Below are 26,879 nucleotides of genomic sequence, written 5' to 3'. Positions count from 1 at the left end.
AGACGAACCGAATGAGCACCCCCTCTGACAAGGTCGTGGAGGCGCTGCGCGCCTCGATGAAGGAGACCGAGCGGCTGCGCCGGCAGAACCGCGAACTTCTCGCCGCCGTCACGGAACCGATCGCGATCGTCGGCATGAGCTGCCGGTACCCGGGCGGGGTGGACTCGCCCGAGGACCTGTGGCAGCTGGTGCTCGCGGGCGGCGACGCCATCGGGGACTTCCCGGCCGACCGCGGCTGGGACGTCGAGGCGCTGACCGCCGGGTCGGTGGACGAGCGCGGCACCAGCATCAGCCTGCAGGGCGGGTTCCTGCCCGGCGCCGCCGACTTCGACCCCGGCTTCTTCGGCATCTCGCCGCGCGAGGCGGTCACCATGGACCCGCAGCAGCGGCTGCTGCTGGAGTCCGCGTGGGAGGCCGTCGAGCGGGCCGGCATCGACCCGGACACGCTGCGCGGCACCCGTACCGGTGTGTTCGTCGGCACCAACGGCCAGGACTACGCGCATCTGCTCATCCGCTCGGTCGCGGACGCGACCGGCGACATCGGTACGGGCATCGCGGCCAGCGCCACCTCCGGCCGGCTCTCCTACGAGCTGGGGCTGGAGGGCCCGACCGTCACCGTGGACACCGCCTGCTCGTCGTCGCTGGTCGCGCTGCACCTGGCCGCGCACGCCCTGCGCAACGGCGAGTGCACCCTCGCGCTGGCCGGCGGCGTGAACATCATGTCGACCCCGGGCTCGCTGGTGGAGTTCAGCCGCCAGGGCGGCCTGGCCCGCGACGGGCGCTGCAAGTCGTTCTCCGACGACGCGGACGGCACCGGCTGGTCCGAGGGCGTCGGCATGCTCGTGCTGGAACGGCTCTCCGACGCCGAACGGCACGGCCACCACGTGCTGGCGGTCGTCCGCGGTTCGGCTGTCAACTCCGACGGCGCCTCCAACGGCTTCACCGCCCCGAACGGCCGCGCCCAGCAGAAGGTGATCCGGCAGGCCCTCACCAAGTCCGGTCTGGCCCCGGCCGACGTGGACGTGGTCGAGGCCCACGGCACGGGCACCCGGCTCGGTGACCCGATCGAGGCGCAGGCGCTGCTGGCCACGTACGGGCAGGAGCGCGGCGAGCCGCTGCTGCTCGGCTCTGTCAAGTCGAACATCGGGCACACGCAGGCCGCGGCCGGTGTCGCCGGGGTCATCAAGATGGTCATGGCGATGCGCGACGGTGTGGTGCCCCGCACCCTGCACGTCAGCCGGCCGTCGAGCCGGGTCGACTGGTCGCGTGGCGCGGTGCGCCTGGCCACCGAGCAGGCACCGTGGCCGGGCGGCGACCGGCCGCGCCGCAGCGCCGTGTCGTCGTTCGGGGTCAGCGGCACCAACGCCCACGTCATCCTGGAGAACCCGGCTCCGACGCCCGCGCCGCAGACCGCCGGGCCCGCGACCGCCGGGCCCGCGACCGCCGGCGCGCAGGCGGCCGGGACACCGACGCCGGGCGCGCAGACCGGCGATCCCGAGGTCACGCCGGCCGCCCTGCCGTGGCTCGTGTCGGGGCGCACGCCCGACGCGCTGCGCGACCAGGTCCGGCGGCTGGTGTCGCACGCCGGGTCCGCACGGGCGGTGGATCTCGCGTACTCGCTGGCGACCACCCGTACCGCCTTCGAGGAGCGACTGGCCGCGCCCGATCTCGCGACACTGTCGACCTGGCTGGACCACGGCAGCGCCCCGGGCGTGTTCACCGGCACCGCGCCGGGCCGCCCGAAGCTGGCGGCCCTGTTCTCCGGGCAGGGCTCGCAGCGGGTCGGGATGGGTCGCGGGCTGGCCGCGCGTTTTCCCGTGTTCGCCGAGGTGTTCGCGGACGTGCTGGGGCGGCTGGGCGCGGACGTGCCGGACGACGAGGAGGCGCTGCAGCGGACCGGGGTGGCGCAGCCGGTGCTGTTCGCGTTCCAGGTGGCGCTGTTCCGGCTGGTCGAGTCGCTGGGTGTCCGCGTCGACGCGGTCGGCGGGCACTCGGTGGGGGAGATTGCGGCAGCGCACGTCGCGGGCGTGCTGTCCCTGGACGACGCATGCACGCTGGTCGCCGCCCGGGCGCGGCTGATGGAGGCGTTGCCGCCGGGCGGGGCGATGGTGGCGCTGCGGGCCACCGAGGCCGAGGTGCTTCCGTATCTGAGCGGGCTCGTCTCCGTCGCCGCGGTGAACGGGCCCCGGTCGGTGGTGATCTCGGGCGCCGAGGACGAGGTCCTGGCCGTGGCGGAGCGGTTCGACCGTGCGACGCGCCTGCGGGTGTCGCACGCGTTCCATTCGCCGTTGATGGAGCCGATGCTGGGGGATTTCCGGGCGGCGATCGCGGGCCTGACGTTCCACGAGCCGGTGCTGCCGGTCGCGGCGGCGGGGGACGTGACCTCGCCGGACTTCTGGGTACGGCACGTCCGCGACACCGTGCGGTTCGACGACACGGTCCGTACCCTCGCGGCGGGCGCCTCCGCGTTCGTGGAGCTGGGCCCGGACGGGGTGCTGGCGGGCCTCGCCGAGGGCGCCACCGTGATCCCGGCCGTCCGCAAGGACCGGGACGAGGAGTCAGGGTTCGTCGCGGCGCTGTCCCGCCTGCACGTGGCCGGGGCCCGCGTCGACTGGGTGCGGCTGTTCGACGGCACGGGTGCCCGGGCGGTGGACCTGCCCACGTACCCGTTCCAGCACGAACGCTTCTGGCCCCGCCCCACCGGCGGCGCCGGCGACGCCGCCGGTCTCGGCCTGGCCGGCGCCGACCACCCGCTGCTCGGCGCCGCGACCACGGTCGCGGCCTCCGGCGAACTGGTGCTCACCGGACGGCTGTCCACCCTGACCCACCCGTGGCTGGCCGACCACGTCACCGGCGACGTCGTCACCCTGCCCGCAACGGCCATCCTCGACATGGCGCTGCGCGCCGCCGACCAGCTCGGTCACGGCGCCGTCGACCTCACCACGACCGCACCCCTGGCGCTGTCCGGGCACGCGGCCGTCCAGATCCAGCTGTGGGTCGGCGGCCCCGACGAGCAGGGCGCACGGGAGATTCGCTTCCACTCCCGGCGCGACGACGGTGACTGGCTCCCGCACGCCTCCGGCCGGTTGCATCCGTATACGGCACCCGCCGCGCCGTTCGACGCCGTCACCTGGCCGCCCGCCGGCGCCGCGGTCGTCGACCTCGACGGGTTCTACGACGATCTGGCCGACTCCGGCATCAGCGCCGGACCGGCGTTCCGCGGCGTCCGCGCGGCGTGGCGCAAGGGCGCGGAGATCTTCGCCGAGGTGGCGCTGCCCCCGCAGGCCGGTGACGGCGCCACCTTCGGTGTCCACCCGGCCCTGCTCGACGCGGCGGTGCAGGTCGGCGCGCTGGCCGGGGATCCCGGCCTGGCCGCCGACTGGCGCGGCGTCACCCTGCACGCGACAGGGGCCGCGGTCCTTCGGGTACGCCTGACCCGCACCGGCGACACGGTGGTGCTGGACACGGCCGACGTCGAAGGGCAGCCGGTGCTGTCCGCGGCGGCCGTGACGGTGCGCCCGCCCGCGGCGGCGCAGCCCGCGCCGACGGGCCACGACGGGCTGTTCCGCCTCGACTGGACGCCGGTCACCCTCGACGGGACGCGGCCCGTCCCCGATGTCCTGACGATCCGGGTCGGTGAGGGCGAGAGGGCCACCGCCGCCGTACCGGGCGAGAGCTTCCCGGCCGACGTGCACCGGGTCCTCGCCGACACTCTCGCCGTCGTGCAGCAGCATCTGCCGCACGAGACCCGGCTGATGTTCGTGAGCCGCGGCGCGGTCGACGGCGACGACCTCGCGGCGGCGGCCGCCTGGGGTCTGGTGCGTTCGGCGCAGACCGAGAACCCCGGCCGGTTCCTGCTCGTCGACACCGACGACACCGCCGAGTCGGCGGCCGTGATTCCGGCGCTGCCCGCGTTGCTGGCCGACGGCGAGACCCAGCTGCTGGTCCGTGGTGGTGAGGTCCGCGCCGCCCGGCTGGCCACGCTGCCTGCGCACCGGACCGGGCCCGACGCGGAGGGTCCCGACGCGGCTCCCCGGGGTGGCCCGCTCGGGGCGGAGCCGCGGGACAGCGCCGCCGGGGACCCCGACGGCACGGTGCTGATCACCGGCGGAACCGGTGGGCTCGGTGCGTTGCTGGCCCGGCACCTGGTGTCCGACGGCGGTGTGCGCAGTCTGCTGCTGGTGAGCCGTCGCGGCGGTGAAGCGCCGGGGGCGGAACAGCTGCGGGCGGAGCTGGCGGCTGCGGGCGCCTCTGTGGAACTCGTGGCGTGTGACGTGTCCGATCGGGACCGGCTCGCCGAGGTGATCGGCGGGCGACGGCTGACGGCGGTCGTGCACACGGCGGGCGTACTCGATGACGGTGTGGTGTCGTCGTTGACGCCGGAGCGGCTGGAGCGTGTGCTGCGGCCGAAGGCGGATGCGGCGTGGCATCTGCACGAGCTGACGGCGGGCCAGCCCCTGACCGCGTTCGTGCTGTATTCGTCGGTGTCCGGGGTGATGGGCGCGGCCGGTCAGGGCAACTACGCGGCGGCGAACAGTTTCCTGGACGGGCTCGCCGCGTACCGTCGTGGTCTGGGTTTGCCCGCGGTGTCGCTGGCCTGGGGCGCCTGGGCGCAGGACAGCGGCATGACCGCGGACCTCGCCGACCGGCAGACCCGCCGCATCACCGCGGCCGGGGCCCCGCTGCTCACCGCCGCGCAGGGCCTCGCCGCCTTCGACACCGCGATCACGCGGGACGAGGCGCTGGTCATCCCGCTGGCCCCCGGCGCCACCGGCGCACCGCAGGGGCCCGTCCCCGCCCTGCTGCGCGGCCTGGCCCGCGGCCGGCGACGGGCCGCCAGCGGGCGCACCGCCACCAGCACCGGCCTGGCCCACAAGCTGTCCGAGCTGCGCGACGCCGACCGGGAACGGTTCCTGGTCGATCTCGTCCGCGCCGAGGCGGCGTCCGTGCTCGGCCACGGGTCACCCGCCGCGGTCGGCGCCGACCGCGAGTTCCGCCAGCTCGGCGTCGACTCGCTGACCGCGCTGGAACTGCGCAACCAGCTCGGCGCCGCCACCGGCCTGAGCCTGCCCGCCACCCTGGTCTTCGACCACCCGACCCCCCGCGCGCTGGCCACCCACCTGCGGGCGGAACTCTCCGGCGCCGGTACGGCCGGGCCGCGAGCCGTGGCCACCACCACGGCCGACGACGACCCGATCGTCATCGTGGGCATGGGCTGCCGGTTCCCCGGCGGCGTACGGTCACCCGAGGGCCTGTGGCAGCTGCTCACCGACGGCGCCGACGCCATGTCGGGTTTCCCCACCGACCGCGGCTGGGCCGACGGCCCCCTCGCCGACGTCACCGGGCAGGGCGGCTTCCTCGACACCGCCACCGCCTTCGACCCCGGCTTCTTCGGCATCTCCCCGCGCGAGGCCACCGCCATGGACCCGCAGCAGCGGCAGCTGCTCGAAGTGGCCTGGGAGGCCGTCGAGCGGGCGGGCATCGACGCCGCGACGCTGCGCGGCACCCGCACCGGCGTGTTCGTCGGCACCAACGGTCAGGACTACGCCCACCTGGTCATGCAGTCCAGCCGCGACGTCGAGGGCCACGCCAGCACCGGGCTGGCCGCGGCGGTCATCTCCGGGCGGCTGTCCTACACCTTCGGCTTCGAGGGCCCGGCGCTGACCGTGGACACCGCCTGCTCGTCGTCGCTGGTGGCGCTGCACCTGGCCGCCGCGTCGCTGCGCAGCGGTGAGTCCACGCTGGCCCTGGTGGGCGGCGTCACCGTGATGTCCACGCCGATGAACTTCGTCGGCTTCTCCGCCCAGGGCGGCCTGGCCACCGACGGCCGCTGCCGCGCGTTCTCCGACGACGCGGACGGCACCGGCTGGTCCGAGGGCGTCGGCGTGCTCGTGGTCGAACGGCTCTCCGACGCCCGGCGGCACGGCCATCCGGTACTCGCGGTGGTCAAGGGCTCCGCGCTCAATTCCGACGGCGCCTCGAACGGGCTCACCGCCCCCAACGGCCCGGCCCAGCAGCGGGTGATCCGGCAGGCCCTCGCCGAGGCGGGGCTGCGCCCGTCCGAGGTGGACGCCGTGGAGGCCCACGGTACGGGCACCCGGCTCGGCGACCCGATCGAGGCCCAGGCCCTGCTGGCCACGTACGGGCAGGAGCGGGACGAGCCGCTGCTGCTCGGCACGATCAAGTCGAACCTCGGCCACACCCAGGCCGCCGCCGGTGTCGCCGGGGTCATCAAGGCGGTCCTGGCGATCCAGCACGCCACCCTGCCCCGGACGCTGCACGTCAGCGACCCCACCTCGCACGTCGACTGGTCGGCGGGCGCGGTGCGGCTGCTCACCGAGCAGACGGCGTGGCCCGCCACCGGCCGCCCCCGCCGCGCCGGTGTCTCCTCGTTCGGCCTCAGCGGCACCAACGCCCACGTCATCCTGGAGCAGCCCCCGGCCGACCCGCCCGCCACCGTGGCGGGACCGGCCGGCACACCGTCGCCGACGGCCGTGCCGTGGCTGGTGTCGGCCCGGAGCGAGGCGGCGCTCGACGCGCAGCTCGCCGGGGTCGGCGGGTTGACCGGCCGTGCCCTCGACATCGGCTTCTCCCTGGCCACCGGGCGCACCGCGTTCGAGCACCGGGCGGTGCTGCTGGACGGCCGGGAGGTCGCCCGCGGTGTCGCGGACGAGCGGTCCCTGGCGGTGCTGTTCTCGGGGCAGGGTTCGCAGCGCGTCGGCATGGGTCGCGGGCTGGCGGCCCGGTTCCCGCTGTTCGCGGACGTGTTCGACCGGGTGCTGGAGCGTCTGGGTGCGACGGTTCCGGACGACGCGGAGGCGCTGGACCGGACCGGGGTGGCGCAGCCGGTGCTGTTCGCGTTCCAGGTGGCGCTGTTCCGGCTCGTCGAGTCGCTGGGCATCCGGGTCGACGCGGTCGGCGGGCACTCGGTGGGCGAGATCGCGGCCGCGCACGTGGCGGGCGTGCTGTCGCTGGAGGACGCCTGCACGCTGGTGGCGGCGCGGGCGCGGCTGATGGACGCGCTGCCCACGGGCGGCGCGATGGTCGCGGTGGCGGCGTCCGACGCCGAGGTGGCGCCGCACCTGACCGGCGGCGTCTCGATCGCCGCGGTCAACGGCCCCGGCTCGGTGGTGATCTCGGGCGTCGAGGACGAGGTGCTGGCCGTGGCGGCCCACTTCCCGCGGACGAAGCGGCTGCGGGTCTCGCACGCGTTCCACTCGCCGCTGATGGAGCCGATGCTGGCGCAGTTCCGGGCGGCGATCCAGGGTCTGACGTTCCGGGATCCCTCGCTGCCGGTGGCGATGACCGGCGACGTGACGTCGCCGGAGTTCTGGGTGCGGCACGTGCGGGACACCGTGCGGTTCGACGACACCCTGCGTACGCTCGCCGCGTCCGTGCTGCTGGAGCTGGGCCCCGACGGCGCGCTGTCGGCGATGGCCGAGGGCGTGATCCCGGCGGTACGCCGCGACCGCGACGAGGAGCCCGGATTCGTCGCGGCGCTGTCGCGGCTGCACGTCGCCGGGGTCGGTGTCGACTGGGGACGGTTCTTCACCGGGACCGGCGCCCGCCGGGTGGACCTGCCCACCTACCCGTTCCAGCACGAACGCTACTGGCTCGAACCCGCCGCGATCCCGGCCGGTGACGGCGATCCGGCCGACGCCGCGTTCTGGCAGGCCGTCGAGCGCGCCGACCTCGCCTCGGTGGCCGCCGAACTCGACCTGGACGGCGACGCGGTCGCCGCGGTGCTGCCCGCGCTCGCCGCCTGGCGGATCCGCCGCCGCGCCGACGCGACGATCGACTCGTGGATCCACCACGAGACCTGGCAGCCGCTGACCGGCCTCGGCGGCACCGCCTCCACCGGTTCCTGGCTGGTCGTGGCACCCGGCGCCGACCCGGACGCGCCCGCCGTCGCGGCCGCCCTCGGCGCCCGCCTCCTCGACGCCGACGACCCCGCTGAGCTGCCGGACACCCCGCTCGACGGCATCGTGCTGCTGCCCGGCGAGCCCGGCGACGGCACCGTCCCGGCGGGGCTGATCCGTGCCCTGCGGCTGGTGCAGCGGGCGTCCGCGCCGGTCTGGGTGCTGACCCGCGGCGCGGTCGCCACCGGCCACGGCGACGCCGTCACCGATCCGCGCCGCGCCGCCGTCTGGGGGCTGGGCCGCGTCGCCGCGCTGGAACACCCCGGCCGCTGGGGCGGCCTCATCGACCTGCCCGACGTGCTCGACGACCGCGCGCTGCGCCGGTTGGCAGCGGTGCTGACCGGCGGATCCGGCGAGGACCAGGTCGCCGTCCGCGCGACCGGCGTCTTCGGCCGCCGGCTGGTCGCCGCGCCGGGCGGACCGATCGCGGGCGCCGAACCCCGGCACGGCACCGTCCTGATCACCGGCGGCACCGGCGCCCTCGGCGCCCGGGTCGCCCGCGACCTCGCCGCCCGGGGCGCCGCCAAACTGGTGCTGATCAGCCGGCGCGGCCCCGACGCGCCCGGCGCGGCGGACCTCCAGCGGGAACTGACCGCGTCCGGCACCGAGACCGTCGTCGCCGCCTGCGACGCCGCCGACCGGGACAGCCTGGCCGCCCTGCTGTCCGCACACCCCGTCACCGGGGTCGTGCACACCGCCGGGGTGCTCGACGACGGCACCCTCGACAGCCTCACCCCGCAACGGTTCACCGACGTGTTCCGCGCCAAGGTCACCTCCGCCCTGCTGCTCGACGAGCTGACCGGCGACCTCGATCTCTTCGTACTGTTCTCGTCGTCGGCGGGGGCCGTGGGCAATCCCGGCCAGGCCAACTACGCGGCCGCCAACGCCGTGCTGGACGCGCTGGCGCAGCGGCGCCGCGCCGCCGGACGGCCCGCCGTCTCGATCGCCTGGGGTGCCTGGGCCGGGGACGGCATGGCCGCCCGCGCCGAGGTCGGCACCGCGCTGAGCCGGGTCGGCGCCACCGCCCTCGACCCCGACCTGGCCCTGGCCGCCCTGTGGCGGGTCGCTGCCGAACCCGCCGCCACCCCTGTCATCGCCGACCTGCGGCAACCTCAACTGCTGACGTCGCTGCTCAGCCTGCGGCCCAGCCCGCTGCTGGCCGGGCTGCCCGGCGCCCGCGAGGCCGCCGACGCGGTCGAGGCCGCCCGGCGGCAGACCGCCGCGGCCGGTTCCGACCTCCGTGTACGGCTGGCCGCCCGGTCCCCGCAGGACCGGCTGGAGCCCGTGCTCGACCTGGTCCGCACGGTCGCCGCGGCGGTGCTCGGCCACCCCGGCAAGGAGGCGGTCGGCCCCGGCAAGGTGTTCCGCGACCTCGGCGTCGACTCGCTGACCGCGATGGAGGTACGCAACCAGCTCGCCACCGCCACCGGGCTGTCGCTGCCCGCCGGTCTCGTGTTCGACTACCCGACCCCGCAGGCCCTCGCCGAACACCTCCTCGCCGAACTGATCGGCACCGCCACCGACGTGGCCGACCACGCCACGGATGCGGCCCCCGGCGACGCGCTCGCCGTGGTGGCCATGGCGTGCCGGTTCCCCGGCGGCATCACGTCACCCGAGCAGCTGTGGCAGGCCCTGGCCGACGGGCGCGACGTGATCGGCCCGATGCCCGCCGACCGCGGCTGGGACCTCGCCGCGTACGCCGACTTCCAGGGAGGCTTCCTCGACGCGGTCGCCGACTTCGACCCCGCGTTCTTCGAGATCTCCCCGCGCGAGGCCCTCGCGATGGACCCCCAGCAGCGGCTGCTGCTGGAAACCGCGTGGGAGGCCGTCGAACGGGCGGGCATCGACCCGGTGTCGCTGCGCGGCAGCCGGACCGGGGTGTTCGTCGGCACCAACGGGCAGGACTACCAGCGGCTGGTCCTCGCCGCCCGCGAGGACATGGAGGGCCACGCCGGTACGGGACTGGCCGCCAGCGTCATCTCCGGACGGCTGTCGTACACGTTCGGGCTGGAGGGCCCGGCCGTCACCGTCGACACCGCCTGCTCGTCCGCGCTGGTCGCGCTGCACCTGGCCGGGCAGGCGCTGCGCGCGGGGGAGTGCTCCCTCGCCCTGGTCGGCGGCGTGACCGTGATGGCCACCCCGACCAGCTTCGGCGGTTTCGACAGGCAGGGCGGGCTGGCCGCCGACGGCCGGTGCAAGGCGTTCTCCGCCGACGCCGACGGCACCAGCTGGTCCGAGGGCGCCGGGATGCTGCTGGTGGAACGGCTCTCCGACGCCCAGCGACTGGGGCATCCGATCCTGGCCGTGGTCAAGGGATCGGCGGTGAATCAGGACGGCGCCTCGAACGGCCTGACCGCCCCGAACGGGCCCGCCCAGCAGCGGGTCATCCGCGCCGCCCTCACCGACGCCGGTCTGGCTCCGTCCGACGTGGACGCCGTGGAGGCACACGGCACCGGCACCCGCCTCGGCGATCCGATCGAGGCGCAGGCGCTGCTGGCCACGTACGGGCAGGACCGGGCGGAGCCGGTGCGGCTGGGCTCTGTCAAGTCGAACCTGGGTCACACCCAGGCCGCGGCCGGCGCCGCCGGGCTGATGAAGATGATCCTGGCGTTCCAGCACGACACCCTGCCGCGCACCCTGCACGTCACCGAGCCGTCCCCGCACGTCGACTGGAGCGCCGGGGCGGTGCGCCTGGTGACCGAGCCGGCGCCGTGGCCCCGCGGCACCCGGCCGCGCCGGGCCGGGGTGTCCTCGTTCGGCATCAGCGGCACCAACGCCCACGTGATCGTCGAGGAGCCGCCCGCCGTCGAGGCGCCCGCGCCGCGCACCCGCCCGGCACCGCCGTACGTGCCGTGGCCGGTGTCGGCCGGATCCGAGTCCGCCCTGGCCGCGCAGCTCGCCCGGGCGCAGGACGGCACGGATCCGCTGGACACCGGCTTCGCGCTGGCCACCACGCGGGCGACGCTGCCGCACCGGGCGGTGATCGTGGCCGGTGCCGAGATCGCCCGGGGCGCCGCCACCGACCACGTGCCCGCGTTCCTGTTCTCCGGGCAGGGCAGCCAGCGCCTCGGCATGGGCCGCGACCTGTACCAGCGCTTCGATGTGTTCGCCGACGCGCTGGACGAGGTGGTCGGCGAACTCGACCCGTACCTGCGGCGGCCGCTCCGCGAGGTGATGTGGGGCGAGGATGAGCTGAACGAGACCGGGTTCGCCCAGCCCGCGCTGTTCGCCGTCGAGGTGGCCCTGTTCCGGCTCGCCGAGTCGTTCGGGCTGCGGCCCCGCTACCTGGCAGGGCATTCGATCGGCGAGGTGGCCGCCGCGTACGTGTCAGGGGTGTTCTCCCTGCCCGACGCGTGCCGCCTGGTCGCCGCCCGGGCCAACCTGATGCAGGCGCTGCCGCCGGGCGGCGCGATGGTCGCGGTACGCGCCACCGAGGCCGAGGTGACCCCGCACCTGAGCGCCGGGGTGTCCCTCGCGGCGGTCAACGGCCCGTCCTCGGTGGTGATCTCCGGCGAGCAGGACGCGGTGCTGGCGCTGGCCGCCCGGTTCGACAAGGCGACCCGCCTCACGGTCAGCCACGCGTTCCACTCCCCGCTGATGGACCCGATGCTGGCCGACTTCCGGGAGGTCGTCGCCGGGCTGACCTTCACCGAACCGCGGATCCCGATCGTGTCCACCCTGACCGGCGGCGAGGCCCGGCCCGACGAGCTGCGCAGCCCCGAGTACTGGGTGGCGCACGTCCGCGAGCCCGTCCGGTTCGGCGCCGCCGTCACCACCCTGGCCGGGCTCGGCGTCACCGCGTTCGTGGAACTCGGCCCGGACGGCGTGCTCACCGCCATGGCCGCCGAATCGGCCCCGCCCGGCGCGGAACTCGTCCCGCTGCTGCGCAAGGACCAGCCCGAGGAACTGGCCGCGGTGACCGCGTTCGCGCGGCTGTTCGTGGCCGGGCTGCCGGTCCGCTGGCGGGCCTGGTTCGACGGCACCGGCGCGCACACGGTGCCGCTGCCGACGTACCCGTTCGACAGGCAGCGGTTCTGGCCGACCGCCGGGCCGGGGATGCGCCCCGGCGACCTGTCCGCGTTCGGCCTCAACTCACCGGGACACCCGCTGCTCGGCGCGACCGTCGGCGTCGCGGGCTCCGACGAGGTGGTGCTCACCGGGCGCCTGTCGGCGGCCGCGCAGCCGTGGCTGGCCGACCACGTCGTCGGCGGCGCGGTGCTGTTCCCCGGCACCGGCTTCCTCGAACTGGCGTTGCGCTCCGGCGACCTGGTCGGCTGCGAACGGGTCGCGTCGCTCACCCTCACCGTGCCGCTCGCGCTCACCGCACACCAGGCCACCTCCATTCAGGTACGCCTCGGCGAGCGCGACGATTCCGGCCGCCGTCGCGTCGGCATCTGGTCCCAGCCCGCCGACGAGCCGACCCGCGAGTGGACCCGGCATGCAGAGGGTGTCCTGGTCCCGGCCGCCGACACGGCCACCGCGTTCCCGGCCGACCCGTGGCCGCCCACCGGCGCGCAGCCGCTCGACCTGGACGGCTTCTACGAGCAGCTCGCCCTCGGCGGGCTCGCGTACGGGCCGGTGTTCCGCGGCCTGACGTCCGCGTGGCGCTCCGGCGACGACGTGTACGCCGAGATCGAGCTGGACGAGCAGAACGCGGCGATGTACGGCGTGCACCCGGCGCTGCTGGACGCCGCGCTGCACGGCATCGGCCTGCTGCCCGACGCCGGGCAGGGCCTGCCCTTCGAGTGGGGCGGCGTCACCCTGTACGCCACGGGCGCGTCGGCGCTGCGGGTGCGGCTGCGCCGGACCGGAGGCGACTCGGTGGCGGTGTTCGCGGCCGATGTGGATGGTCAGCCGGTGCTGGCCGCGGACTCGCTGGTGATCCGTACCCCGTCCGCGCCGCCGTCGGCGGCCACTGACCTGCCGGTGCTCGACTCGCTGTTCCACGTCGAGTGGTCCCCGCTCGAACCGGCCGACACCGCCCCGCAGCCGTGGACGATCCGCGGCGACGACGTGTTCGGCCTGGCCGCGCACCTGCCCCACACCGACGGCGAACCCCGGATCGTGCTGGTCCCGATCTCCGGCGATCCCACCGCCAGCGGACAGCCGCAGGCGGTGCACCGACTGTCCGGTGACGTGCTGGCCGTCCTTCAGCAAGCCCTGGCGGGCACCGCGCGGACCGTGTTCGTGACCCGCGGCGCGGCCGCGATCGGCGACGAGCCGGTCACCGACCTGGCCGCCGCCGCGGCCCGCGGCCTCGTCCGCTCCGCCCAGGCGGAGAACCCCGGCCGCTTCCTGCTGGTGGACGTGGACGACCCGGCGGGCCTGGCGGCCGCCCTCGCCGCCGCCGGTGACGAGCAGCAGCTCGCCGTCCGCGACGGCACCGTGTACGCGCCCCGCCTGGCCCGCATCGCCTCGGCGCCCGGCCTGGTGCCCCCGCCCGGTGTGCCGTGGCGGCTGTCCACCACCGCCAAGGGCAGCCTCGACGCGCTGACCCTGGCCCCCTGTCCCGAGGTGCTGGAACCGTTGACCGGCACCCAGATCCGGGTGTCTGTGCACGCGGCCGGCCTGAACTTCCGCGACGTCCTCAACGCCCTGGGCATGTATCCGGGCGAGGCGGGGATGTTCGGCGCCGAGGCGGCCGGGGTGATCACCGGTACCGGCCCCGACGTGACCGGCCTGGCGCCGGGCGACCGGGTGATGGGCATGATGTTCGGCGGCTTCGGCCCGACCATCATCGCCGAGCAACGCCAGGTCACCCGGATCCCCGACGGCTGGACGCCGGAGCAGGCGGCGTCCGTGCCGCTGGTGTTCCTCACCGCCTACCACGCGCTGGTCGACCTGGCCGACCTGCGGCCGGGGGAGAAGGTCCTCGTGCACGCCGGCGCGGGCGGTGTCGGCATGGCCGCGATCCAGCTGGCCCGCCACCTCGGCGCCGAGGTGTTCGCCACCGCCAGCGAGGGCAAATGGGATGCCCTGCGCGAGCTGGGCATCGCCGACGACCACCTCGCGTCCTCCCGCGACACCGGCTTCGCGGACCGGTTCGGCGGCGTCGACGTGGTGCTGAACGCGCTGACCGGCGAGTTCGTCGACGCGTCGCTGCGGCTGCTCGGACCGGGCGGCCGGTTCCTGGAGATGGGCAAGACCGACCTGCGCGACCCGGCCGGCCTGCCCGGCATCGCGTACCGCCCGTTCGACCTGGGACAGGTGGACCCGGACCGGATCCAGCAGATGCTCCTCGCCCTCGTGGAGCTGTTCGAGGCGGGCGCCCTGCGGCCGCTGCCGATCCGCACGTGGGACGTGCGCCGCGCCCGCGACGCGTTCCGGCACATGAGCATGGCCCGGCACATCGGCAAGATCGTGCTGACCGTCCCGCCCGCCCTGGACCCCGACGGCACGGTGCTGATCACCGGCGGCACCGGCGGTCTGGGCGCGCTGCTGGCCCGGCACCTGGTCGCCGAGCGCGGTGTGCGCAGTCTGCTGCTGCTGAGCCGCCGCGGTGCCGAGGCGCCGGGGGCCCGGGACCTGCGGGCGGAGCTGGTCGCCGCCGGTGCCGAGGTGGACGTGGTGGCGTGCGACGTGGCCGATCGGGGCCAGCTCGCCGAGGCGATCGGCGGGCGCCGGTTGACGGCGGTGGTGCACACGGCCGGTGTGCTGGACGACGGCGTGGTGTCGTCGTTGACGCCGGAGCGGCTGGATGCGGTGCTGGCGCCGAAGGTGGACGCGGCGTGGCATCTGCACGAGCTGACCCTGGACCAGCCCCTCACCGCGTTCGTCGTGTACTCGTCGGTGTCCGGGGTGATGGGCGCGGCCGGTCAGGGCAACTACGCGGCGGCGAACAGTTTCCTGGACGGGCTCGCCGCGTACCGTCGTGGTCGGGGTTTGCCCGCGGTGTCGCTGGCCTGGGGTGCCTGGGCGCCCGGCGCCGGGATGACCGCCACCATGGACGCCGCGTCGGTCGAACGCATGGAACGCTCCGGCATGCCGCCGCTGCCGCCCGCCCTCGGCCTGGCCCTGTTCGACGCGGCGGTCACCGTCGACGCGCCCCTCGTGGTGCCGACCCGGCTGGTCACCGGATCCGGGCCGGCCCCGTTCGCGGGCGCCGTCCCGCCGATGCTGCGCGGCCTGGTCCGCACCCGCCGCACCGCGGCCGCCGGTGACCGGATCACCGGCAAGCTGCAGCAGCTCAACCCGGCCGAACGGGCCCGCGCCGTGCTGCGGCAGGTCCGCGCCGAGGCGGCCGCCGTGCTCGGGCACGCCTCCGGGCAGGCCGTCGACCCCGAGCAGGAGTTCCGCCAGCTCGGCTTCGACTCCCTCACCGCTGTCGAACTGCGCAACCGGCTGAGCACCGCGTTCGGGCTGACCCTGCCCGCCACCCTGGTCTTCGACTACCCGACCCCGCGCGGGCTCGCCGAGCACCTGAGCGCCGAACTGTTCGGTGAGCGGACCGACGACCACGGCGAGACGGTCCAGGTCGTCGACGACCCCATCGCGATCGTCGGCATGGCCTGCCACTTCCCCGGCGGCGTCAACTCCGCGGACGATCTGTGGCGGCTGGTCGCCGACGGCCGCAGCGCGATCGGGCCGTTCCCCGCCGACCGCGGATGGGACCTGGCGATGCTCGGCGGCGACGGCGCGGGCCGCAGCGTCACCCAGCGCGGCGGGTTCGTCGACGGCATCGCCGACTTCGACAGCGGCTTCTTCGGCATCTCCCCGCGCGAGGCGCTGTCCATGGACCCGCAGCAGCGGCTGCTGCTGGAGACCGCGTGGGAGGCCATCGAACGCACCGGCATCGACCCGGTGTCGCTGCGCGGCACCCGTACCGGCGTGTTCGTCGGGGCGGGCGGCGCCGACTACGCGCACCTGCTGCTGAACTCGCTGCAGAGCATGGAGGGCTACACCGGCACCGGCACCTCGCCCAGCGTCACCTCGGGGCGGCTGTCGTACACGCTCGGGCTGGAGGGCCCGGCCATGACCATCGACACCGCGTGCTCGTCGGCGCTGGTGGCGATGCACCTGGCCGCGAACGCGCTGCGCGGCGGCGAATGCTCCCTGGCGCTGGCCGGCGGCGTGCAGCTGATGTCCGGTCCCGGCGCGTTCATGGAGTTCACCCAGCAGGGCGGGCTGGCCGCCGACGGCCGGTGCAAGCCCTTCTCCGACAGCGCCGACGGTACGGCCTGGTCCGAGGGCGTCGGCATGGTCGTGCTGGAACGGCTCTCCGACGCGCACCGCCACGGCCACGAGATCCTCGCCGTGATCAAGGGCTCGGCGGTCAATCAGGACGGCGCCTCGAACGGGCTCACCGCGCCCAACGGCCCGTCCCAGCAGCGGCTCATCCGGCAGGCCCTGGCCGGCGCGGGACTCTCCCCGTCCGACGTGGACGCCGTCGAGGCGCACGGCACAGGCACCGTGCTCGGCGATCCGATCGAGGCCCAGGCGCTGCTGGCCACGTACGGTCAGGACCGCGAGACGCCGCTGCTGCTCGGCTCGGCCAAGTCGAACCTCGGCCACACCCAGGCCGCCGCCGGCGCGGTCGGCGTCATCAAGATGGTGCAGGCGCTGCGGCACGGCGTCCTGCCCGCGACCCTGAACGTCACCGCGCCGACCTCGCACGTCGACTGGAGCGCGGGGAGGGTCGAGCTGCTGACCGGGCAGCGGGACTGGCCGCGCGCCGGGCGGCCGCGCCGCGCGGGCGTCTCCTCGTTCGGCATCAGCGGCACCAACGCCCACCTCATCCTCGAGGAGGCACCCCCGGCGGCCGCTCCGGTCCCGGCCGAACCCCCGGCCGTGGTCGTGCTGCCGGTGTCGGCCCGCACCGCGAACGCGCTGACCGCACAGGTCGAACAGATCCGCGCGCTGGCCGACGTCACCGCGGGTGATGCCGCGCCGGGCGGGACGCCGCCCGCGGCCGCGCGGGGCGCCGATCCGCACCCGGTCCACGTCGGGCACTCGCTGGTCCTCGGCCGGTCCGTGTTCGACCATCGGGCGGTGCTGCTGGCCACCGCCGACGGCGTGCACGAGGCCGCACGGGGCACCGCCACCGACCGTCCCCTGGCGATCCTGTTCACCGGCCAGGGCGCCCAGCGCGCCGGCATGGGCCGGGAACTGTACGCCCGGTTCCCCGCGTACGCCCGCGCCCACGACGAGGTCGCCGCCCGCCTCGGCCCCCTGACCGACGACGACCTCGACCGTACGGGCCACGCCCAGCCCGCGATCTTCGCGCTGGAGGTCGCCCTGTACCGGCTCGTCGAGGCGTTCGGGATCGTCCCCGACCGGCTGGCCGGGCATTCCGTCGGCGAGATCGCCGCCGCCCACGTGGCCGGGGTGCTGTCCCTCGACGACGCGTGCACGCTGGTGGCGGCCCGGGCCCGGCTCATGCAGGCGCTGCCCCGGGGCGGCGCCATGGTCGCGCTGCAGGCCACCGAGGACGAGGTGCGCCCCCTGCTCACCGACGCCGTGTCGATCGCCGCGGTCAACGGCCCGGACGCGATCGTCATCGCCGGTGCCGAGCAGCCCGTTCTCGACCTCGCCGGGTACTTCCGGTCCCGCGACCGCCGGACCAGCCGGCTGCGGGTCAGCCACGCGTTCCACTCCCCGCTGATGGAGCCGATGCTGGCGGACTTCCGCGCCGTGGTGGGTGGGCTGACGTTCGCGGAGCCGACCGTGCCGATCGCCGCCGCGGGCGACGTCACCGACCCCGAGCACTGGGTGCGGCACGTGCGCGACACGGTCCGCTTCGCCGACTCGGTGCGCGCCCTCGCCGCCGACGGGATCACCGCGTACCTGGAACTCGGCCCGGACGGCGTGCTCGCGGCGCTGGCCGCCGCGCTGGTGCCCGACGGTTCGGTCGTCGTGCCGCTGCTGCGCAGGGACCGGCCGGAGCAGACCTCCGTCCTGACCGCGCTGGCCCGCCTGCACGTGGCGGGCGTCGGCGTGGACTGGGCGCCGGCGTTCACCGGCACCGGCGCGCGGCGGGTCGAGCTGCCCACGTACCCGTTCCAGCGGGAGCGGTTCTGGCCCACGCCGGGCGCCGCCCGCGGCGACGCGTCCGGCTTGGGCCTGACCGCCGCCGGGCATCCGCTGCTCGGCGCGGCGCTGCCGGTGGCGGGCGGCGACGGCCTCGCCCTGACCGCCCGCCTGTCGGTCGCGGCCCAGCCATGGCTGGCCGACCACCGCGTGCACGACCGGATCACGTTCCCGGAGACCGGCTTCGTCGAATTGGCGCTGCACGCCGCCGACCTCACCGGCTGCGACCGCATCACCCGGCTGACCGTCACCACACCCCTGATTTTCGGTACGGGAGAAGCGGTCGACCTGCAGGCCTGGGTGGGCGCCCCGACACCGGAGGGCATTCGCACCATCACCGTGCACGCCCGTCCCGCCGGGTCCGACCAGGACTGGACCGCGCACGTCACCGGCGAACTGGCCGCGGGGCCCGCGACCGCGGAGCCGTTCGAGTGGCCGCCCGCCGGTGCCGATCCGGTGCCGGTGGACGACCTCTACGCCGACCTCGCCGCCGACGGCCTGGACCACGGGCCGGCGTTCCGCGGCGTGCGCGAGCTGTGGCGGCGCGGCGACGAGGCGTACGCCGAGATCGCCCTGCCCGACGACGTCACCGACGCCGACCGGTACGGCCTGCACCCCGCCCTGCTCAGCGGGGCCGTCCAGGCAGCGGGCCACGACGGCCTGCCCGTCGACTGGCACGACGTGACCCTGCACGCCACCAGCGCCCGGGTGCTCCGGGTCCGCCTCGCTCCCGCCACGGAACCCGGCGATGCGCATGTCGGCGACGACCGGGCGGTGGACGGTCCCGTCCAGTGGGTGTCCCTCTCGGCCGTCGACTCGGACGGCGCGCCGGTCGTCTCTGTCGCTTCGGTCTGCCTGCGCCCACCCGGGGCATCACGGGACACCGACGACCCGGCGCACCGGCCCGATCCGCTGCTGCGCCTGGACTGGACCCCGGTCCCGACCGGTGAGCCGGTGCCCGGCACGTGGATCGTGCTCGGCCCGGATACCCTGGGCTTCGGCGCGCCGAGCGTGCCGTCGCTGGCCGATCTCACCGACGTGCCGGACTTCGTCCTGCTGCCGGTGATCGGCGAGCCCGGCGCCGACGTCGCCCCGGCCGCGCACGAACTGACCGCCCACAGCCTGGACGTCGTACGGCAGTGGCTGACCGGGGATCGGTTCAGCGGCTCCCGCCTGGTCGTCGTGACCCGGCGCGGCCTGGACACCGATCTCGCCGCCGCGCCCGTGACCGGCCTGGTGCGGGCCGCCCAGTCGGAACATCCCGGCAGCCTGCTGCTGGCCGACGTGGACGACGCCCCCGAGTCCGTGCAGGCGCTGCGGGCGGTGCCCGGCGACGAACCACAGGTCGCGATCCGCGACGGCGTCGTCCACGTGGCCCGCCTCGCCCGCGTGCAAGGCCGGGCGACCGGCGCCGCCCGGAACTGGGATCCCGACGGGACCGTGCTGATCACCGGCGGCACCGGCGGTCTCGGCGCGGAGCTCGCCCGGCACCTGGTGACCCGGCGCGGCGTCCGCCGTCTGCTGCTGGTGTCGCGGCGCGGCCCGGACGCCGCCGGGGCCGCGGACCTGCGCGCCGAGCTGGCCGCGCACGGCGCCACGGTCACACTCGCCGCCTGCGACGTCACCGACCGGGAAGCGGTCGTCGCCCTGGTGAAGGGCGTACCGGCGGAGCATCCGCTGACCGCGGTGGTGCACACCGCGGGTGTGCTCGACGACGCCACGATCGGCTCGCTCACGGCGCCGCGCCTGGCCGCGGTGCTGCGTCCCAAGATCGACGGCGCCTGGCACCTGCACGAGGCGACCGCGGAGCTGGACCTGGCCGGGTTCGTGCTGTACTCGTCGGTCGCCGGGGTGCTCGGCGCCGCGGGCCAGGGCAACTACGCGGCGGCCAATGCGTTCCTGGATGCGCTCGCCGCGTACCGGGGCTCGCGGGGGCTGCCCGCGACGTCGCTGGCGTGGGGCCCGTGGGACACCACCGGCATGGCCGCCGGGCTGGGCGGGCGTACCGATCTGCCGCCGCTGAGTGTGCCGCGCGGCCTGGCCCTGTTCGATGCGGCGCGCGAGCGCAGCGAGCCGCTGCTGGTCGCCACCCGCCTGCCCGGCAGCGCGGCGCCCGGCCTGGCGGTCCCGGCGATGCTGCGCGACCTGGTCCGGTCGAGGCGGCGCGCCTCCGGCCCGGCCTCCAGTGACGGCCTGCTGCGGCGGCTTTCCGCGATGGCGGCGGGGGAGCGGGCCGAGTTCCTGGTCGAGCTGGTCCGCGCGCACGCGGCCGGGGTTCTCGGCCACGCCACGCCCGACGCGGTCGACGCCGACCGCGAGTTCCGCCAGCTCGGCTTCGACTCGCTCAGCGCGGTCGAGCTGCGCAACAGTCTCACCGCGGCCACCGGACTGCGGCTGCCCGCCACGCTGGTCTTCGACTACCCGACCGCCACGGTGCTGGCCGGCCACCTCGCGGCCGAGCTGTTCGGGTCGACCGAGCAGCGCCCGGCGATCCTGGACGAGCTGGACCGGCTGGAAACCGCGCTGTCGGCCAGCTCCCGCGAGGACCTCGACGCGTCGGGGGTGTCGGCCCGCCTGCGCGAGCTGCTCACCCGGTACGCGGGAACCACGGCCACGGATTCCACGGCGGTGGTCGACCGCATCCAGGCGGCCAGCACCGACGACATCTTCGCTTTCATCGACAACGAACTCGGCCGCGGCAATCAGCGCTGACCGCGCGACCGGAGGAAAGGGCTAGGAACGTGCCGGACGAAGAGAAGCTCGTCGAGTACCTCAAGTGGGTCACCGCCGACCTGCACGAGACCAGGCAGCGGCTGGAACGGGCCGAGGCGTCCGCGCACGAGCCGATCGCGATCGTGGGCATGGCCTGCCGCCTGCCCGGCGGGGTCGACTCGCCGGAGGACCTGTGGCGGCTGGTCAGCGGCGACCGCGACGCGATCACCTCGTTCCCCGGCGACCGCGGCTGGGACCTCGGTGTGCTGGCGGGCGACGAGGCGGGCCGCAGCGCCACCCTGCAGGGCGGATTCCTGTTCGACGCCGCGGACTTCGACGCCGAGTTCTTCGGCGTCTCCCCGCGCGAGGCGCTCGCCATGGACCCGCAGCAGCGGCTGCTGCTGGAGACCTCGTGGGAGGCCCTGGAACGCGCGGGCCTCGACCCGCAGGCGCTGCGCGGCAGCCGCACCGGCGTGTTCGTGGGCACCAACGGGCAGGACTACGGCCACGTGCTGATGATGTCCGGCGAGGACGTCGAGGGCCACGCGGGCATGGGTACGGCGGCCAGCGTCATGTCGGGCCGGGTCGCGTACGCCCTCGGGCTGCGCGGGCCCGCCGTCACGGTCGACACCGCCTGCTCGTCGTCACTAGTGTCGCTGCACCTGGCCGGTCAGGCGCTGCGCGGCGGCGAGTGCACCCTGGCGCTGGCGGGCGGCGTGACAGTGATGAGCACCGCGGCCGGGTTCGCCGGGTTCACCCGGCAGGGCGGCCTCGCCCCGGACGGCCGGTGCAAGGCGTTCTCCGACGACGCCGACGGCACCGGCTGGTCCGAGGGCGTCGGGGTGCTGGTGCTGGAGAAGCTGTCCGACGCGCGGCGGCTCGGCCACCGGGTGCTGGCCCTCGTCAAGGGCTCCGCGATCAACCAGGACGGCGCGTCCAACGGACTGACCGCCCCCAACGGCCCCGCCCAGGTCCAGGTGATCAGGGCGGCGCTGTCCCGGGCCGGGCTCACCCCGTCCGAGGTGGACGCCGTGGAGGCGCACGGCACCGGCACGGTGCTCGGCGACCCGATCGAGGCCCGGGCCCTGCTGACCGCGTACGGGCAGGACCGGCAGGTGCCGCTACGGGTGGGCGCGGTCAAGAGCCACCTCGGCCACACGCAGGCCGCGGCCGGGGTCGCCGGGGTCATCAAAATGGTGCAGGCGCTGCACCACGAGATGCTGCCGCGCACCCTGCACGTCAGCCGCCCGACCTCCCACGTGGACTGGTCGGCGGGCTTGGTACGCCTGCTCACCGAGCCGGAGCCGTGGCCCGTCACCGACCGTCCCCGCCGGGCCGGGGTCTCCTCGTTCGGCGTCAGCGGCACCAACGCCCACGTGATCCTGGAGGAGGCGCCCGCACCCGCGCCGGAAGCCACCGACGCGGCGCCCGCCGTGGTCGGTTTCGTGCCGTGGCCGGTGTCGGCACGCTCCGCAGCGTCCCTGGACGCCCAGCTCGACGCCCTGCGCGCGGCAGTCGGCGGTGCCGACGACCCGGTCGACGTCGGATACTCGCTGACCACGACACGCGCGCTGTTCCCGCATCGGGCCGTGCTCGGCGCGGGACCGGACGGGATCGTCGAACTGGCCCGGGGTGTCGCCACCAAACGGCCGGTCGGCGCGCTCTTCTCCGGCCAGGGTGCCCAGCGCCTCGGCATGGGCCGGGAGCTGTCCGTACGTTTCGGAGTGTTCGCCGCCGCGCTGGAGCAGGTGTGCGCCCACCTCGACCCGCTGCTGCCGCGCCCACTGCGCGACGTGATGTGGGGCGACAGCCGGGCCGCACTCGACGAGACCGGCTGGGCGCAGCCCGCCCTGTTCGCCGTCGAGGTCGCGCTGTTCCGGCTGGCCGAGTCGTGGGGCCTCACCGTCGAGCACGTACTCGGCCACTCCGTCGGCGAGATCGCGGCGGCCCACGTCGCGGGCGTCCTGTCGCTGCCCGACGCGTGCCGCCTCGTCGCGGCGCGGGCCCGCCTCATGCAGGCGCTGCCCCGCGAGGGCGCCATGGTCGCCGTCCAGGCCACCGAGGACGAGGTCGGCCCGCTGCTCACCGGCGACGTCGCCGTCGCGGCGGTCAACGGCCCCGACTCGCTGGTGCTCTCCGGCGCCGAGGAGGCGGTACTGGCGATCGCCGCCCGGTTCGCGCGGACCAAGCGGCTGGCCGTCTCCCACGCCTTCCACTCGCCGCTGATGGACCCGATGCTGGACGACCTGCGGACCGTCGCCACCGCACTGACCTACCACGAGCCCACGATCCCGATGATCGCCACCGGCGACGTCACCGACCCCGAATACTGGGTCCGGCAGGTCCGCGATTCAGTACGGTTCGCCGACGGCGTCGCCGGGCTGGTCGCGCGGAAGGCGACCGCGCTGGTCGAATTCGGCCCCGACGGCACCCTCGCCGCGCTGGCCGCCCACCTGGTGCCGGACGGCACCGTCGTCACCCCGCTGCTGCGCAGGGACCGCCCCGAGCCCGAGGCGGTGGTCGCCGCTCTCGCGGCCCTGCACGTCGCCGGGGCCGGCGTCGACTTCGCGGCGTTCTTCGACGGCACCGGTGCCCGCGTCGTCGACCTGCCCACCTACCGCTTCGACCACCGGCGGTACTGGCCGTCCGGCACCGCCGCGTTCGGCGTGGACGCGGCCGGTCTGGGGGTCGCCCCGGCCGGGCATCCGTTGCTGGGTGCCGCGGTGACCGTCGCCGGGTCGGGCGACCTGGTGCTGACCGGGCAGCTGTCGCTGCGTACCCACCCGTGGCTGGCCGAGCATGTCGTCGGCGGCGTGGTGCTGTTCCCCGGCACCGGTTTCCTGGAGCTGGCGGTGCGCGCCGCCGACCTGGCCGGCAGCGACCGGATCGAACACCTCACCCTGGCCGCGCCGCTGGTGCTGCCCGCCGACGAGCCGGTCACCGTGCAGGTCAGGGTCAGCGACGGCAAGGTCGGCGTGTACGCGGAGGCGGCCGGCGACTGGGTCCTGCACGCCACCGGCGAGCTGACCACCGGCGAACAGGTCGCCCCGCTCGACACCACCGCGTGGCCCCCGCCCGGCGCCGAGCCGGTGCCGCTGGACGGCTTCTACGCCCAGCTCGCCGAGCACGCGAAACTCGCCTACGGCCCCGCGTTCCAGGGCGTGCGGGCGGTGTGGCGGCGCGACGGCGACGTGTACGCCGAGGTCGCCCTGCCCGAGCGGGTCAGCGGCGCGGCGCAGTTCGGGCTGCACCCGGCACTGCTGGACGCCGCGCTGCACCCCATCGTGTTCCTCGGCGAGCAGAGCAAGGGGCTGCCGTTCGCGTTCGGCGGGGTGTCACTGCACACCACCGGGGCGTCCGCGCTGCGGGTCCGCTTGTCCCCGCAGCCCGGCGGCGCCGTCGCGGTGACCGCCGTGGACCCGCTGGGTGTGCCGGTGCTGTCGGTGGAGTCGCTGGAGCTGCGCACCACCTCGGCGCGGGCGGGGCAGCCGGTGCCCGCGGCGTTCCGGGTGGACTGGACGCCCGCCCCGTTCGACGCGCCGTTCCAGGGCCGGTGGGGCGTCGTCGGGGTCGACGAGTACGACCTGGGCTTCGCCGTCCACTCGGCCGGGCAGACCGTCACCGCGTACGGCGACTCGCTGGCCGGGGCGCTGGTCGACGGGGTCGCCGCACCGGAGGTGTTCCTCGTGCCGCTGGCCGCCGACCGCAGCGTCGACCCGGCCGCGGCCGCGCACACGCTGACCGCGTCCGCGCTGGCCGTCGTGCAGGAGGCGGTCGCGGACGAGCGGTTCGCCGGCACCCGCGTCGCCTTCGTCACCAGCCGCGCGGTCACGCTGCCCGGCGAGACCGAGGTGGATCCCGCCGCCGCCGCGGCGGCCGGGCTGGTCCGCTCGGCGCAGTCGGAGCATCCGGGCCGTTTCCTGCTCGTCGACATCGACCGGGCCGAGGTGTCGCCCGGCCTGCTGCCCGCCCTCATGACCGGTGACGAGCCGCAGGTCACGATCCGCGACGGGGTCGGGTACGTGCCCCGCCTCGTACCGATCACCGCCGACCCGCCGCCACCGCGTACCTGGCGCGCCGACGGCACCGTACTGATCACCGGCGGCACCGGTGGCCTCGGCGCCGAGCTGGCCCGCCACCTCGCCGCGCAGGGGGTGCGGCACCTGCTGCTGGCCGGCCGCCGCGGCGCGGCCGCGCCCGGCGCGGCCGCCCTGCGCGCCCAGCTCGGCGACGCCGGGGCGCGGGTGACGTTCGCGGCCTGCGACGTGTCGTCGCGCGCGGACGTCGACCGGCTGATCGCGGAGGCTCCGGCGCCGCTGACCGCGGTCATCCACGCCGCGGGTGTGCTCGACGACGGCCTCGTGACGTCGCTGACCCCGCAGCGGCTGGACGCCGTCCTGGCCGCCAAGGCGGACGGCGCGTGGCACCTGCACGAGGCCACCCGCGGCCTCGACCTGGACGTCTTCGCCCTGTACTCGTCGGTGGCGGGCATCATGGGCGGCGCCGGGCAGGGCAACTACGCGGCCGCCAACGCGTTCCTCGACGCGCTGGCCGAGCTGCGCCGGGCGCACGGGCTGCCCGGCACCTCGATCGCGTGGGGGCCGTGGGAGCCGTCGGCCGGGATGACCGCCGAGCTGGGCGCCGCCGCGCGGGAACGCATCGCCCGCTCCGGCTTCCCGGCGCTGACCGCCGCGCAGGGCCACGCGGCGTTCGACGCGGCGGTGGCGACTGACCGGCCCACCCTCGCCGCGCTGAACCTCAGCGCCGCCGGGGCCCGCAGCGCGCAGGGCCAGGTGCCGCCGCTGCTGCGCAACCTGGTCGCGGGTGGCGCGCGGCCGCTGGTGCGCACCGGCCGCGCCGCGGCCACGGTCCGCGACCGCCTGGACACCATGGACGGTACGGCGCAGCGGGCGTTCCTGCGCGACCTGATCACCGAGTACGCCGCGAAGCTGCTCGGCCACCCCGACCCTGCCGCGATCGACCCGGAACGCGACTTCCTCGAACTCGGCTTCGACTCGCTGATCGCGGTGGAGCTGCGCAACCAGCTCTCCGACGCGCTGGCCCTGCGGCTGCCGACGTCGATCGTGTTCGACAGCCGTACCCCCGCCGGGTTCGCCGAGTGGCTGCTCGGCGAGCTGGCCGGCGCGGCACCCGGCGCCGCCGCACCCGGTGCCACCCGGACGGTCGCCGCCGGGGAGACCGTGCACGAGTTGTTCCAGCAGGCCGTCCGCGACGGCCGGGCCCTCGCCGGGCTGCGCCTGCTGTCGGCCGTCGCCGCGCTGCGGCCCAGCTTCGAGTCCCCCGCCGAACTGGAGGACCTGCCCGCCGCGGTCACCCTGGCCGAGGGCTCCAGGCAGCCGCGGCTGATCTGCATCAGCTCGCCCGGCGCCAGCGCCGGAGTCCACCTGTACGCGCGGGTCGCCGCCCACCTGCGCGGCAAACGGCACGTCTCCGCGCTGCCGCTGGTCGGCTTCGCGCCGGGGGAGCCGCTGCCCGCCACCACCGAGGCGGCCGGCCGGGTCGTCGCCGAGAGCGTGCTGCACGCCTCCGACGGCGACCCGTTCGTCCTGGTCGGCCACTCGTCGGGCGGCACCCTGGCGTACTTCGCCGCGGGCATCCTCGAACAGACCTGGGGAGTACGCCCGGAAGCGGTCATCATGCTCGACACACTGAGCCTGCGCTACGACGACAGCGAGAACATCAACTTCGACGCCACCTCGACGAACTACTTCTCCAGCATGGACTCGCCCGCGGTGAGCATGAACAGTGCCCGGCTCTCGGCGATGGCACACTGGTTCGTCAAGATGACAGGCATCGGTGACGAGCCCACCGTGCCGAAGCTGATGATCCGCTGCACCAGAGAGGTCGACGGCACCGACTTCGAGACCTCGTCGGGGATCGCGGTCGCGGTGCCCGCCGACGAGGTCCGGGAGATCAAGACCGATCACATGTCAATGGTCATGGAGGACTCCGCGATGACCGCCCAGCTGATCGACGAGTGGCTGACCGACCTGGCCGCCCGGCCCGGCCTCTGAGCGCGTCCGCTCCTCGGCTGTGCCTCACCCTCGTGAGGCACAGCCGACGGGCCTCGTCGAGAAATCCGGCAATTCATCCGAAAGTTGTCGGATCAGCCGAAACCGCGATCCAGTGATCTTCTCCGCATACCTTGCACGTGAGACTCGCGTGTCGAGGGAAGGCGCAGCCCACCATGGATCGACTCAG

Annotated in this window: 1 protein-coding gene and 1 pseudogene; both read left to right on the top strand. The window is 75.5% G+C overall.

Annotation, left to right across the window (positions count from 1 at the left end; genetic code table 11):
- Nucleotides 1-11 precede the first annotated feature (11 nt).
- Nucleotides 12-20,657, top strand: a complete 20,646-nt coding sequence (locus tag ACMCNN_RS15900; protein WP_412746987.1) for a type I polyketide synthase — start codon at nt 12-14, stop codon at nt 20,655-20,657.
- A gap of 29 nt (nt 20,658-20,686) precedes the next feature.
- A pseudogene (locus ACMCNN_RS15895) lies at nt 20,687-26,314 on the top strand (SDR family NAD(P)-dependent oxidoreductase); the annotation flags it as partial.
- Nucleotides 26,315-26,879 lie beyond the last annotated feature (565 nt).

It is taken from the genome of Krasilnikovia sp. MM14-A1004 (genome assembly GCF_047159485.1).
Taxonomy (GTDB): Bacteria; Actinomycetota; Actinomycetes; order Mycobacteriales; family Micromonosporaceae; genus Actinoplanes.
This window is presented reverse-complemented; position numbering and strand designations above follow the sequence as displayed.